Genomic DNA, 13572 nt, shown 5'->3' on the forward strand with positions numbered 1-13572 from the left:
CGCGACCTCGTCGGGCGCGTCGTCGTACGCGAACCGCACGCCCTCGAACCGGACCTCGCCGCGCACGGCGTCCACGGCGGCCTTGCCGTGGTTGCGCTCGATGTCGCGCTCGCTGAGCACCTCGCTCATCGACTTCACGGATTCCAGGCCCTTGGAGATGATCGGCATCAGGCTCATGAGCGCGGTGACGGACGCGGTCAGCGCGACGAAGTACGACGAGAGCATCGTGACGTCGCCGGCGCTCATGCCGAACATCCCGCTCCACGCGACCCACGCCGCGCCGATGAGGCAGCCGACCGACAGCAGCTGCATGAGGATCCACGACAGCGAGCCGAACCAGCCGTTCGTCCTGTCGAGCCGGATGCCGGCGTTGCGGACGCCGACGAGCGTGGCGCCCATCCGGTCGAGCTCGTTGCGCTCGAGCGCGTGCGCGCGCGTGATGGGGATGAGGTGGGTCATCTCCGAGACGCGCGCGGACATGTTCTCCACCTCGGCGCGGAACGCGGCGTTGCGCACGGACATCCGCCGGCGCATCGAGACGACGAGCGCCGCGGCGGCCGGCACCGCGAGCGCGTACACGGGCAGGAACTCGGGCACCTTGACCGCCGTGATGACGATCGCGCCCAGGAGTGTCGTGATCGCGGCCATGCCGGAGTCGAACGCCTGGCGCGAGCTCTCGACGACGTTCTCGACGTCGCGCACGATCTTGGCCTGCAGCACGCCCGCGCTCACGCGGCGGTGGTAGCCGATCGACAGCTCCTGCAGCCGCCGCGACAGCGCCATCCGCAGGTTCGTCTCCACCGTGCGCACGGAGACGGACAGCATCCGCACGTAGACCTGGTGCAGCGGGAGGTTCTGCGCGATGAGCAGGGCCATCAGCGCGGCGTTGACCCACAGCTCGTGCAGCGGCCGGTGCTCGACGACCACGTCGATCACGTTGGCGGTGAGCAGCGGGATGATCCAGATCGGGCTGTGCTTGAGCGTGAACGAGACGGTCGCCACCGCGAGCCGGCCGCCCTGGCCGCGGAACATGCGCGCGAGGGTGCGGACGGGGTGGGCGCCGTCGTAGATGTCGTCGGCGGGGGGCTGGTTCACGCGACCATCGTAACGATTCGATGGCCGACGATCCCAGGGGTTTCAGCGACCCCGTGCGGCGAGCGCCGCGGCGTACAGGTCGCGCTTCGCCACGCCCGCGGTCGTCGCGACGTCGGCCACGGCCTCCTTGAGCCGCTCGCCCGCATCGGCCCGCGCGAGCACCTCGGCGACGAGATCCGCGGTCGAGGCCACCTGGGTCCGGTCGTTGCCGCCGACGACCACGACGATCTCCCCGCGGACCTCGGTGTCCCGGGCCCACTGCGCGAGGTTGCCGACCGAGTCCCGCAGGACCTCCTCGTAGGTCTTGGTCAGCTCCCGGCACACGGCCGCGGGCCGCCCGGCCCCGAACGCCTCGGCCATCGCCTCGAGCAGGTCGCCGACGCGGTGCGGTGCCTCGAAGAACACCATCGTGCGGCGCTCGTCGGCCAGGTCCGCGAGCGCCCGCGCCCGCTCGCCGGGCTTGCGCGGCGGGAAGCCCTCGAAGCAGAACCGGTCGGTCGCCAACCCGGACAGCGCGAGCGCGGTCAGGACCGCGCTCGGGCCGGGCGCGGAGGTCACGGTGACGCCCGCGCGGACGGCGGCGCCGACGAGGCGGAAGCCCGGGTCGGACACGGACGGCATGCCCGCGTCCGTCACGACGACGACCGTCCCGCCGCCGGCGACCACCTCGAGCAGCTCGTCGGCGCGCGCGGCCTCGTTGTGCTCGTAGAAGCTGACCACCCGGCCCCCGACGGTCACCCCGAGCCGGGCCGCGAGCGCGCGCACCCGGCGCGTGTCCTCGGCCGCGACGACGTCGGCCTCCGCCAGCAGCCGGCGCAGGTGCGCCGAGGCGTCCTCCGCGTTGCCGATGGGCGTCGCCGCGAGCACGAGCCGTCCCTGGTTCTCCACCCCCCCACCCTCCCATCTCCCCGCTCGATTCCTCGCCGGGGGTCAGTGGTGCGCAGTTCGGCCGATTCCGGGGTTGCGCCCCTACGATGTCGGGCGTGCCGCCTGCCACCGACGACGACGTCCCCGCCGCGCCCGACGCCGAAGGCGGACCGCCCGCGCGCCGCGACGACGACGCGCCGAGCAGCGAGCGCCCCGCCGAACCCCGGGCCGACGAGGCTCCGAGCGGCGAGCGCCCCGCGGAGTCTCCCGCAGACGAGGCGCCCGCCGACGAGCCCCACGGCGGATGGACCGAGCCCGGCTGGCCGTCGGTCAGCACGGGCGCCCCGGCACTGACCAAGGACCCGGCCGACGAGCACGAGGGCACCGACACCCTTCTCGCCACCCGCGATCACGCGTCCGAGGACGAGGCCGAGGACGACGGCCCGCCCGAGTCCACCCACGACCGCCTCCTGCGCCGCCTCCTCGGCGACGCGACCATCGCGCTCGACGCGACGCGCCGCGCGCGCGTGCTGGGCTGGGTCCTGCCGCTCGCGGTGATGGTGTTCGGCGGCATCCTGCGCTTCCTGCACCTGGGCACCCCGCACCAGCTTGTGTTCGACGAGACGTACTACGTCAAGGACGCCTGGTCGCTGCTGCAGAACGGCTACGAGGCCAACTGGGACGAGAACGCCAACCCCGAGTTCGAGTCGGGCGACGGCAGCGGGCTGCGCACCGACGCCGAGTACGTGGTGCACCCGTTGGTCGGCAAGTGGCTCATCGCGCTGGGCATGCACCTCGGCGGGGGCATGGACAGCTCGACGGCCTGGCGGCTCTCGGCGGCGGTGTTCGGCACGGTCGCGGTGCTCATGGTCGCCCGCATCGGCCGGCGGCTGTTCGCCTCGACGACGTGGGGCACGGTCGCGGCGCTGCTGTTCGCGCTCGACGGCCAGGCGATCGTCATGTCGCGCATCGCGCTGCTCGACGGCTTCCTCATGTTCTTCGTGCTCGCCGCGTTCGGGTTCCTGGTCCTGGATCGAGAACAGGCCCGCAGGCGCCTGGCCGAGCGGACGGCAGTCCTGCTCGACGCCGGCCACGAGCTGGGCTACGGGCCGGGCCTGGGCATGCGCTGGTGGCGGCTCGCCGCTGCGGTGATGCTCGGGCTCGCGTGCGGGACCAAGTGGTCGGGCATCTACTTCCTGGCCGTGTTCGGCCTGCTCACGCTCGCGTGGGACATGACGGCCCGACGAGCCGTCGGGGTGCAGCCGTGGGCGTGGGCCGGGGTCGTCAAGGACGGCATCGTCGCGGGCGTCGTGCTCGTGGGTGGCACTGTCCTCGTCTACCTCGCCACGTGGGCCACCTGGTTCACGCACCCCCAGGCCTGGGGGCGGCAGTGGGCGGCGGAGAACCCGGGCCAGGGCGTGCAGTGGCTGCCCGAGTCGCTGCGATCGCTGTGGAAGTACCACCAGGACATGTGGTCCTTCCACACCGGCCTGTCGACCCCGCACGACTACGCCGCGCACCCGCTGGGCTGGATCGTGCAGTGGCGCCCCACCTCGTTCTACTACCCCACCGAGATCTCGGGCCTGACCGGGCAGCAGGCGATCGACGCGTGCGGTGCGAACAGCTGCTCGCAGCCCATCGTCGCCCTCGGCAACCCCCTGCTGTGGTGGGCCGCGTCGGCCGCGATCCTCGTCGCCGTCGTCTGGATGCTGCGCTACCGCGACTGGCGTGCGGCGGCCGTGCTGTCCGGCATCGCCGCCGGCTGGCTGCCGTGGTTCCAGTACCCGCACCGCACGATCTTCACGTTCTACTCGGTCGTGTTCGTGCCGTGGATCGCGTTGACGCTCGCCTACGTGCTCAGCCTCATCGTCGGCCCACCCGACCCCGACCCGCACGGCGCGCGCAGCCGGCGCGGCGCGATCATCGCCGTGAGCGCGGTCATCACGCTCATCGTCGTCGCGGGGCTGTTCTTCTACCCGGTCTGGAGCGGGTGGGTCATCTCCTACGACGAGTGGCACGCGCGCATGTGGCTGCGCACCTGGATCTAGCCTGACCGGGACTAGACCGGCGACAGCTCGACGTCCGCCGCCTCGACCACCGCAGCGGTCCGGCCCGGCCCGTCCTGGTAGCGCCAGTACAGGTTGGTGTGGGCGATGACGTCCGCGGGAGCGGGGGCGCCGTAGGCCGTGAGGTCCTCGGTCGTGTGCGCGTCGGAGACGAGGGTCGTGTCGTAGCCGCGCGTGAACGCCCCGTGGATCGTCGACCGGATGCACGCATCCGTCTGGGCGCCCACGACGACGAGCCGCCCCACGGAACGCTCCGCGAGCAGCTGCTCGAGGTCGGTGTCCTCGAACGAGTCCCCGAACGCCTTGCGCACCCTCGGCTCGTCCGCGCTCGGCACGAGCTCGGGGACCAGCTGCCACGCGGCGCTGTCCGCCTCGAGGTTCTCGTCGGTCTGCTGCACCCAGATCACCGGCACCTGCTGCGAGCGCGCGCGCTCGACGAGCCCGGCGATCGTCGCGACCGTCGCGTCGCGCTGGTGCGCCTCGCCGACGACGCCGTTCTGCACGTCGACGACGAGCAGGGCGCTGCGGGGTCGGTTCTCGAACGTGGTCATGATGGCCTCCCAGAGGGTCGAGCGTGGTGTCCGAACTGTCCGGAACCCACGCTAGGCACGACCACCGACACGACCCGTCAGCGGCGCCAGTCCACCTGCGGGCTCGCGTACCAGCTCAGGCCCAGGCGGTCCCAGAACGCTGCCTGTCCCGCAACCCGCGAGCGGAAGTCGTCCCAGTCGCGCAGCTCGGGCGCGGTCCACGCGACCTCGGCGACCGCGGCCAGCCGGGGCAGGAGCATCGACGTCAGGGCGGGCAGGTCGCGCAGCGTCTCGGTCCAGATCGCGGCCTCGACCCCGATGATCGCCTCGGCCGGCATGCCGTCGATGAGCGTCTCGGGGTCCCAGTCGTACGCGTCACGGACCTCGATGTGCCCGGCCCACTCCAGGCCGAGCTCGGTGCTCGCGTCGTACTTCATGTCGAGGTACGTCTTCGAGCCGGGCGACATGAGGAACTTCGCGCCGGCCTTGGCGGCCTCGACGAACGGCGCCGGGTCGACGCGCGGGTCCCAGAACTGCACGACCGTGCCGGGCTCGAGCGGCGTGTGCGCGATCTCCTGCCAGCCGACGACCTGCCGGCCCGTGGACCGCACGGCCTGCGACGCGGTGGCGACCAGCCGCGCGTACTCGTCGGGCGCCATGGTCAGGACCTCGTCACCACCGATGTGGATGTACGCGTCCGGGGAGACCGCGGCGACGTCGCCGAACACCGACTGCAGGAACGGCGTCGTCGCCGGCAGGTCCGCGGTGAGGTAGCTGAAGCCGACCTCGATGCCCGTGTACTCCGCGGTGGGCTCGCCGGACGGCGTGAGCTCGCCGTACGCGTGCGTCGCCGCGTTGACGTGGCCGGGGACGTCGATCTCGGGGACCACGCGGATGCCGCGCGCGCCCGCGTACTGCACGATCGTCGCGAAGTCCGACGCCGAGTAGTAGCCGCCCGGATCGCCGTCGACCGCGGTGCCGCCGGACAGGCGGGTCAGGTTGGGCCGCGACGGGATGTGCAGGCGCCAGCCCTGGTCGTCGGTCAGGTGCAGGTGCAGGACGTTGAGCTTGTAGTGGCCCATGAGCCCGATGACGACCTTGAGGTCGTTGACCGGCACGAAGTGCCGCGCGACGTCGATCGACAGGCCGCGCCAGGCGTAGCGCGGCGCGTCCTCGATCCGGACGGCCGGCGCGCTGGTCCTGCCCAGACGGTCGGTGCTCAGCAGCTGGCGCAGCGTCACGACGGCGCGGATGAGCCCGGCGGCGGAGCGGGCCTCGACGTCGATCCGCTCGGCGCGGACCGTGAGCCGGTAGGCCTCGTCGCTCGCGGGCAGCTGGTCGGTGATCCGCAGCAGGATCACGCCCCGCTCTCCCGCGTCGCGGTACCGCACCTGGACGGCCTGGTCGGAGACCCGGCCGAGCACGTCGGCGACGAGCACGGCGACCTGGATGAGCTCGGGGCGGGGCTCCACGACCACCGTGGTGGCCTCGTCGAGCACGAACGCGGGGGCGTCCTGGACCTCGACCGACCGCGGGCGAGGGACGAGGGCGATCTCGGGCACGAATGGTTCCTTTGCGACGCTCCGGGTGAATCGGGGATGACGCTACTCGACGCGGGCGGCCAATCGGCGCGCAAGCACCGCGCACGTCGCGAGCTGAAGCTGGTGGAACACGATCACGGGCAGCGCGACGCTCGCCGCGACGGCCGGCGTGAACAGCACCGCGGCCATCGGCAGGCCCGTCGCCAGGGACTTCTTCGAGCCGACCATGAGCAGGGCGATCCGGTCGGGGAGCGCGAGGCCGCGCCCCGCCGTCCACGTGGCGGTGAGCATCGCGGCGAGCATCACGGCGCACAGCACGACGAGCCCGACGAGCGCACCCGCCGTCACGTGGTCCCACGCCCCGGACGTCTGTGCCTCGCTGACGGCCGTGTACGCGACGAGCAGGATCGTGAACCGGTCCGTCGCCCGCGTCAGCCACGCGTGCGCCCGGACCCAGCCGCCGATCCACGGCTGCAGCAGCTGACCGATCGCGAACGGCACGAGCAGCTGGACGAGGATCCCGACGAACCCGCCCGGCGCACCCCCGCTGCCACCGAGCAGCAGCGCGACGAGCACCGGGGTCACCACGACGCCCACGACGTTGGAGATGGTCGCGCCCGTGATCGCGCCCGCGACGTTGCCGCGCGCGATCGAGGTGAACACGACCGACGACTGCACGGTCGACGGCAGCAGCGAGAGGTAGAGCACCCCGGTCGCGAGGTCGGGGGCGAGCACCGAGTCCGGCAGGAGCTGCGCGGCGAGCCCGATCAGCGGGAAGACGACGAACGTCGCGGCGAGCATCGATCCCTGCAGCCGACCGTTGCGCAGGCCGTCCCAGATCTCGCTCGTCCGCATGCGCGCGCCGTACCCGAAGAACAGCACGACGATCGCGACGGTCTGCACGGTCGACAGCACGTCGGCCGCCGTCCCGGACGCCGGCAGCACGAGCCCGAGGACCAGCACCGCCAGGATCGCGACGACGAGGGGATCGATCCAGCCGCGCACCGTCGCCACGAGCCCGCGCGAGGGCTGGTCGGGGCTGTCGGGCACCGCGCAATCCTCGCACCACCAGGTCGAGGACCGTTCAACGCGCGCGGTGGGCGATCCACCCGTAGTGTCCGCTTGCCCGCTAGATCAGATCAACGTCAAGGAGCCCAGCGTGACTGCTGACGGCATCATCAGCGCCATCGTCATCGGCGCCATCATCGGAGTCCTCGCCCGCCTCATCCTCCCGGGTCGGCAGAAGATCTCGGTCCTGCTCACGATCGTCGTCGGCATCGTCGCGGCCATCCTCGGCTCGCTGCTCGCCAAGGCGCTCGGCGTCGAGACGACCGACGGCGTCGACTGGATCGAGATCCTCATCCAGGTCGTGCTCGCCGTCATCGGCGTCTCGCTCGTCGCCGGCCGCCGCCGCCGCTGACACACCCGTCGAGGGCCCATCCGCACACGCGGGTGGGCCCTCGCGGCGCGCCGGGGCACCCACGTGGGTAGGGTGCTGCCGGATATCGGACGTCTCGGGCACTTGGGCCCCGGGCAGTCGGACGGACAGGGGGCGGCATGGCACGGCTGGACGCGGTGAGGCATCGGATCGAGCTCACGGACCACGAGTTCGAGGCGCTGCGGCTGGTGAACAACGGCGAGGAGGCTGACGCCTCGACCCGGCAGGCACTCGAGGACGCCGGCATGGTCGGCCCCGAGGGGCAGATCTCGCCGCTCGTCCTCGACCTCGTGCAGACCGTCTCGGAGCCGATGATCGAGTGCGCGATCGAGACCGCAGGGCCGCAGGGCCCGCTGCACGCGGTGCTCGCCGTCCGCGAGGAGACCGTCTGGTACACCGACCCGTGGCCCCAGGACGGCCCGGACTCACCCGTGCTCTACAGCCGCGACGAGCTGCCACAGCTGCTGTGGATCCTCGCGCGCCTCGTCGGGCTGCGCCGCCACGAGGTGCCGCGCGCGGCGGTCCCCTTCACGGTGCCGCTGCGCTCGATCGACGCCGTCGTGCAGACGATGTCGCTCTCGGAGGGCGAGTGGGAGCCCGCCCGGACCGTCGCGACCGCGCAGCTGGACCGGTTCTTCGGCGAGGTCGCCGAGTCCGACCGTCTCATGCTCATGGCGACCTTGTCCCACCTCGAGTCGACCGCGCGCGTGACGATGGTGTGGGGCCCCGACGTCTCCACCGACGCCCGCGGGGTCGCGCTGTGGAACTGCGGCGAGGGCGGCTACTGGGTCCGCTCCACACCGGCCGAGCCGCTGACCGCACAGGACATCACGCCTGACACGCTCGCGACGTTCCGACCGCTGAGCGCCGGGGAGGTCTGGCGTGCGCTGGCCGACCTGCTCCCCTCGTCGGCCGAGCTCCGCGCCCTGGTCGAACGCGTGGGCGCGCCGTGACGGTCCGCGTCGACAAGGAGGTCCTGGCCGCGACGGTCGTCGCCCTCGACGACCTGGCCGGCACCTTGCCCACGCTGTTCTCGCGGGCCTCCTCGCTCGACGCCCGGATCGACATGGCCGGCCTCAACGGGGCCGAGGAGTGGGCGAGCGAGACCTCCAAGGACCTGCGCGGGCGGATCGGCGTGCTCGAGCAGATGGCGCAGGCGCACCCGTCGTTCGGCGGCGTCCGGATGACCGGCCCGCAGGCGCTCGAGATCGCCGGGCAGTCGATGCACGTGGAGGACGCCGCGATCGCGCTGCGGGCCACCGGCACGCAGGCCGGGGCGTGGGAGAACGACGATCCGGCCAACCTGTCCGAGTGGTTCGAGCAGCTTCAGGCGGAGGCGGTCAAGCGCCTCGCGGGGATGAGCGACACCGAGCAGGCGCAAGCGCTCGTCGACGGCTACAACGACATCCAGAACCTCATCACGGCCAGCAACGCGACGGTCGTCACCACCACGCAGATCCTGCTCAAGGGCGGGCCCGCCCTTGCCCGCTGGCTCGGGGAGCACCGGGTCAACGCCGCGCTCACCTCGCTCGCGAACAGCGGCAAGCCGGGCCTGGCGAACTGGCTGTCCGGCGCGCTCAACGTCGCCGACAACAACTACCTGCGCGCGAAGACCACCTTCACCTACCCCGGCGCGTTCGTGCCGAACGTGACGCAGAAGATGCTGCTGCGCGCCGCACCCGTCATCGAGGGGTTCGACGACTGGGTCGCGCGCCTGTCCGCCAAGACCAAGCCGTTCACGGTGATGGTCAACGGGGAGGCCCGGCCGCAGCCCACCCTGCTCGCCAAGCTGCTGCAGAGCCAGCAAGGCGTCAAGGCGACGACCTGGGTCTCGGACATCCTCAGGACGACGAGCTCCGGGCAGCTCGCGCAGAAGCTCGCGGGCTGGGGCAACGTCGCGTTCGGCAAGCCGTGGACGAACCCGGCCACCGGCGCCACCTTCGGCCGCGGCGCGGGCAACCTGTGGACGATGGCCAACCAGTCGGGCCTGCGCACGATGGCGTCGACCGCGGGCGTGCTCCGCGTCGCGGGCGTGGCCGGCAGTGCGTTCGCGACCGTCGACAGCGCCGTCGGGCTGTGGAACAACCGCGAGGAGAACGCCGAGCTCTGGGCCGAGGGCGGGACCCAGGGCAAGGCCCACGTGGTCGGCGAGTACGCCGAGACCGCCTTCAACGCCTCGATGACGGCCGCGCTGATCGCGCCCAACCCGACCACGCTCGGCCTCGTGGCCGTGACCGGCCTGGTGTGGGCGGGCGCCGAGGTCGTCGAGCACTGGGACGACATCACCAAGGCGGCCGACGAGGCCGTGGACTGGGTCGGCGACCGCGCCGACGACGCCGCCGACTGGGCCGGGGACCGGATCGACGACATCAAGGAGTCCAAGATCAACCCGGCCAACTGGTTCTAGGGGACGCGATGACCTCCACCGAGCTGTACGCCAAGGCGCACGACCTCGAGACGCTCGCGAACGATGTCGAGGCCTGCGTCGACCCGGCGAAGACGGTCGCGAGCTCGCCGGACTGGGAGTGCGACAACGCCACCGACGTGCGCGACGCGCTCAAGCACTGGCGCTCCGCGGCCCAGAACGCCGCCCGCAACCTGCGCGACGAGGCCGCCCGCGTCCGCGGCGAGGCCCGCAAGGCCGAGGACCGCGAGGACGAGGCGCGCGAGCGACGCGAGAAGGAACGCGAGGCCCGATGACGCTCGACCCCTGGGCGCCGCTGGGCGAGGCCGGCACCGCGGAGGTCGTCGACGCGCTGAGCTTCCGCGACCTCGTGCACCTGCCCAAGGCCACGCCGCACGCGCACCGCTCCGACGTGGAGCTCGTCGGGCACCGCGTGGCGCTCAGCTGGCAGCACCGCGAGCTGGTCGCCTCGATCGACCAGCGCGAGGTCGCCCGCGGTGTGGCGCGCACCGGCGAGGGGCAGGACACGTTCGCGTGGGAGTTCACGGTGATGCCCGTCGTCGTGCTCGGCGACGCCGTGGAGGTCGAGCGGCAGCGCAGCGGGCGCGACCGGTGGAGCCTCGACGTGCGCGGCCCCGGCGGACGCGCGTGGGAGTGGCGCCCCGCGGGGCGGCTGCTGGCCGACCGGATGGAGCTCACGCGGGCCGACGCGAAGAGCGCCGTGGTCACGCACACGCTGCGGCCCGTGCCGGGCCACCCGCGGTCGCCGGGCGGCCCGCCCACCGTCTCCTGGGAGGCGAGCGCATCGCTGGCCGAGGTCTTGCTCCCGGTCATGTGGGTGCTCGACCGCACGTACAGCGGGCTCCTGCCGAAGACGCAGCGCGTGGTGCAGGGCGACATCCTGTGACATCGGCCGACGACTACTCTGCCCGCATGGTCCGGTACGAGGAGCGCTCCCCCAGCCGCCGCGCGTGGCTCGTCCTGCTGGGCATCTGCGCCGCCGCCTGGGCAGCACTCGCGATCGCGGACGGCGGGTGGGTGTTCGCGACGATCCTCGTCGGCATGCTCGGGCTCATCGCCGCGATCACGATGTGGAGCACCGGGGTCTACGGCAACATCCGCCTGACCGACACGACCCTGCGCGTCGGCCGAGCGACGGTCCCGCTCGCCGACCTCTACCCGTGGGGCGTGTCCCAGCCGGGCGAGAAGGTCGAGGGCAAGATCATCGGCGGCGCGTTCGGGTCGACCCTCGGCTCGCGCGTCATCGGGCTCACGCCGCGCGACGGGCAGCCCATGCTCGTGCAGAGCAAGGACCCCGACGCGCTGCGCGCTGCACTCGAGAAGGCTCTCGCGCCCTACCGGACCTGAGCCGCGTCAGCTCGTGCTGAGCGCCTGGACCTCCATGACGGGGATCTCCGCGGTCGTCGGGTCGGGCGGCTCGACGGTCAGCGCCTCCGGGTTCGCGTTCTCCGACGACGTCCACGTCGCGGCCCACTGCGACTGCGCGTCCACCGTCCACGTGGGCAGCTTCTGCCCCTGCTTCACGTGCTGGCCGGCGGTCGAGCGCGAGAACTGGATGCTGCACGTCTTCTGCGCACCCGAGACCCACGCGGTGCCCGTGCCGCCGCACTGCGCGTCCTCGTTCGCACCGTCCGACGAGACCGTCAAGCCGGTCAGCGTGGCGTCGATCCGCGCCCACGTGCCGGGGACCTCCGCGCGGACCATCGCCGTGGTGGGGGCGTCGTCGACCCAGATCCAGGTGTCCTCGCCGACGATCGTCGCGCCCGAGCCCCGCAGCTGGGGGTTCCAGTGCATCGTGCCGACGGGCAGCTGCATGTAGTCGAGGGCGATGTCGCGGAGGTCGGTGGGGTCGACGTCGACCTGGGTGACTGGTGCGGGGTCCTGGGGGCCGACCCAGATCGCGGGGTTGTCCAGGTAGAACTGGGTCCCGTACCCCGACGCGTTCGCCTCGGCCGTGCACGACGTCTCGTACCAGTAGCCGTCCTTGATGTCCTTGTAGTCCTCGAACTTGTCGTGAAGCCCGCCGCCGTAGACCCAGTCCTCGATGGTGTCCGCGCCGCGCCCCGGGCCGCCCGGCTTGTAGAACTCGTAGTACTCGTACCCGGACATCCCCCGTTCGAACCAGCACGGCGCCTGGAGCTTCGGCCCGGTCGTCGTGGTGCTGAACGAGCTCCCGCCGTTCGTCGTCCCGCTCGTGGTGACCTTGACCGAGATGGCGCCACCCGAGGTGTCCGGGGTCGCGGATCCTTCCCCGCCGACGACCGGCGGCGTGCCGTCCGCCTGCGCGGGGACGGCGACCAGCACGCCGGCCACCCCGATCACGACTGCCAGCGCCGCCCTCAGCATGAGCCCTCCACCTTCACCGTCTGCACCGTCCAGCTCGTCCCCGTCGTGCCCGACGTCCCCCGAGTCACCGTCACGTCCTTGTGCCGCGGCACGCCGTACCCCACCTGCTCGGGCGTGTACGTGCCGTTCGGGTCCTTCACGGTCATCCTCGCGTAGTCGTCGCAGATCGCGGCCGTCGCCTTGTCACCGTCGACGGCGAGGTCGCTGATCGTCGTGCTGAACACCCCGCCGAGCGTGATGTTCCCGTCCTTGTTGGTCTTGACGATCCCCTTCATCGTCGCCTGCACGTCGCCGGACGAGATGACCGAGAACGTCGGGCTGACCGAGTTCGTGGTCATCGTGCGCCAGTACTCCGTCTGGTAGGTGGAGAGCAGGTTGTAGACCTCGGCCTCCGCGCCCGTCAGGGACGGGACGTCCTCGAACTCGATCCCGAGCTCGGCGTTCGACAGGTCCTGGACCTCGTTGGCCGCGGTCGGCGTCGGTGTCGGTGTCGGGCTGGGGGTGGTGGCCTTCGTCGTCGACGGCACCGGAGCCGGGTCCGACGACGTGCATCCGGCCGCGAGGGCGACGCACAGCGCCGGCACCAGGGCCCACCTGCCTCGACTCATCCGCGTCCTCGCCCGAGATGGAGACGTCGGCCACGTCGGCCGACCCACTCGTACGGTACCTAACGGACAGTACCGACGCAGAAGAGGCCGGACCCGTACGGGTCCGGCCTCTGCTGACTTCGGTGGAGCTGAGGGGATTCGAACCCCTGACCTTCTCATTGCGAACGAGACGCGCTACCAACTGCGCCACAGCCCCTCAAGCGGGCTAAACATTAACACCACCGGGGCGCACAACAGAAACCGGCTACTCCCCCGAGGCGCGCCGCTTCGCGAGCACCGCGTCGAGGTCGATCGAGCCGGTCGTCTCGACGACCGGCTCGGCGGTGGCGGTCGTCGGCAGGGCGGCCTCGGCGGGGCGCGCGGCCGTCGAGCCCTCGAGATTGTCCAGGGCCACGGGCTCCCGACGAGGGGCCTCGGCCTTCATCGTGTAGGTGGGGCGTGGGACAGGCACGGGCGACCAGCCGTCGGCCCCGCCGGACTCGGCCGTGGTCTCGACGACGACCGCCGCGAACATCTCGGTGTCGGTGTTGGACGGGCGCACCGCGCGACCGGGAGCGGCGGACCGGGCCACCGCGGCGGACCCGCGCGCGGGCGTCGCGGTCCGGGCGGCGGCGGCGCGGAGCTCGGCGGCCTGGCGCTGCTCCCACGCGGCGTCG

Annotated in this window: 14 protein-coding genes, 1 tRNA gene and 1 pseudogene; 7 read left to right on the forward strand and 9 right to left on the reverse strand. The window is 72.2% G+C overall.

Annotated features, from left to right (window positions below; all coding sequences use genetic code 11):
• Both D1825_RS03730 and rsmI read right to left on the reverse strand, forming a co-directional pair.
• Nucleotides 1-1095, reverse strand: a 1095-nt coding sequence (locus tag D1825_RS03730; RefSeq protein ID WP_138067412.1) for an ABC transporter transmembrane domain-containing protein, incomplete at its 3' end; no start/stop codon positions are given.
• A gap of 42 nt (nt 1096-1137) precedes the next feature.
• Nucleotides 1138-1983, reverse strand: coding sequence for a 16S rRNA (cytidine(1402)-2'-O)-methyltransferase (gene rsmI / locus D1825_RS03735; RefSeq protein WP_118766128.1), 846 nt, complete (start codon nt 1981-1983; stop codon nt 1138-1140).
• An 86-nt stretch (nt 1984-2069) separates the two neighbouring features.
• Here rsmI and D1825_RS03740 point away from each other — a divergent pair, with 86 nt between their 5' ends.
• Nucleotides 2070-4010 carry a phospholipid carrier-dependent glycosyltransferase gene (locus D1825_RS03740; RefSeq protein ID WP_118766129.1) on the forward strand — a complete coding sequence of 647 codons (1941 nt, stop codon included), beginning with the start codon at nt 2070-2072 and terminating at the stop codon, nt 4008-4010.
• An 11-nt stretch (nt 4011-4021) separates the two neighbouring features.
• Here the strand turns inward: D1825_RS03740 and D1825_RS03745 are convergent, their stop codons facing one another.
• The 3 genes from D1825_RS03745 to D1825_RS03755 all read right to left on the reverse strand — a co-directional run bounded on the left by D1825_RS03745 (nt 4022) and on the right by D1825_RS03755 (nt 7149).
• A complete protein-coding gene (locus D1825_RS03745) occupies nt 4022-4579 on the reverse strand; it encodes an isochorismatase family protein (protein ID WP_118766130.1) in 558 nt (185 codons plus the stop codon).
• Between the two features lie 77 nt (nt 4580-4656).
• Nucleotides 4657-6120, reverse strand: coding sequence for a beta-N-acetylhexosaminidase (locus D1825_RS03750; protein WP_118766131.1), 1464 nt, complete (start codon nt 6118-6120; stop codon nt 4657-4659).
• A gap of 42 nt (nt 6121-6162) precedes the next feature.
• Entirely contained in the window at nt 6163-7149 is a 987-nt protein-coding gene (locus tag D1825_RS03755) for a bile acid:sodium symporter family protein (RefSeq protein WP_233549607.1), read from the reverse strand.
• A 109-nt stretch (nt 7150-7258) separates the two neighbouring features.
• Between D1825_RS03755 and D1825_RS03760 the strand changes: the two genes are divergently transcribed.
• From D1825_RS03760 to D1825_RS03785, 6 genes are all read left to right on the forward strand, one after another.
• A complete protein-coding gene (locus tag D1825_RS03760; RefSeq protein ID WP_118766132.1) occupies nt 7259-7519 on the forward strand; it encodes a GlsB/YeaQ/YmgE family stress response membrane protein in 261 nt (86 codons plus the stop codon).
• A 137-nt stretch (nt 7520-7656) separates the two neighbouring features.
• Nucleotides 7657-8490 carry a hypothetical protein gene (locus D1825_RS03765; RefSeq protein ID WP_118766133.1) on the forward strand — a complete coding sequence of 278 codons (834 nt, stop codon included), beginning with the start codon at nt 7657-7659 and terminating at the stop codon, nt 8488-8490.
• A complete protein-coding gene (locus tag D1825_RS03770) occupies nt 8487-9944 on the forward strand; it encodes a hypothetical protein (protein ID WP_118766134.1) in 1458 nt (485 codons plus the stop codon). The genes D1825_RS03765 and D1825_RS03770 overlap by 4 nt, the downstream gene beginning before the upstream one ends.
• A gap of 8 nt (nt 9945-9952) precedes the next feature.
• Nucleotides 9953-10237: a hypothetical protein gene (locus D1825_RS03775; protein ID WP_118766135.1), complete on the forward strand. Its 285-nt coding sequence runs from the start codon at nt 9953-9955 to the stop codon at nt 10235-10237.
• Nucleotides 10234-10848 carry an SPRY domain-containing protein gene (locus D1825_RS03780; protein WP_118766136.1) on the forward strand — a complete coding sequence of 205 codons (615 nt, stop codon included), beginning with the start codon at nt 10234-10236 and terminating at the stop codon, nt 10846-10848. The genes D1825_RS03775 and D1825_RS03780 overlap by 4 nt, the downstream gene beginning before the upstream one ends.
• 26 nt (nt 10849-10874) lie before the next feature.
• Nucleotides 10875-11309, forward strand: a complete 435-nt coding sequence (locus tag D1825_RS03785) for a DUF3093 family protein (protein WP_118766137.1) — start codon at nt 10875-10877, stop codon at nt 11307-11309.
• Between the two features lie 6 nt (nt 11310-11315).
• Here D1825_RS03785 and D1825_RS03790 read toward each other — a convergent pair whose 3' ends face one another.
• From D1825_RS03790 to D1825_RS18155, 4 genes and pseudogenes are all read right to left on the reverse strand, one after another.
• The gene (locus D1825_RS03790) at nt 11316-12308 is read right to left on the reverse strand and encodes a hypothetical protein (RefSeq protein WP_118766138.1); all 993 of its coding nucleotides are present in this window, start codon (nt 12306-12308) and stop codon (nt 11316-11318) included.
• On the reverse strand, nt 12302-12916 hold the full coding sequence (locus D1825_RS03795) for a hypothetical protein (RefSeq protein WP_147356247.1): 615 nt from the start codon (nt 12914-12916) through the stop codon (nt 12302-12304). Before D1825_RS03795 ends, D1825_RS03790 begins: the two co-directional genes overlap by 7 nt.
• A 123-nt stretch (nt 12917-13039) precedes the next feature.
• Nucleotides 13040-13112: transfer RNA gene (locus D1825_RS03800), tRNA-Ala, on the reverse strand.
• Between the two features lie 48 nt (nt 13113-13160).
• Nucleotides 13161-13572 (reverse strand): annotated as a pseudogene (locus tag D1825_RS18155) (hypothetical protein); the annotation flags it as partial.

This window comes from Cellulomonas rhizosphaerae, from assembly GCF_003470205.1.
GTDB classification, from domain to species: Bacteria; Actinomycetota; Actinomycetes; order Actinomycetales; family Cellulomonadaceae; genus Cellulomonas; species Cellulomonas rhizosphaerae.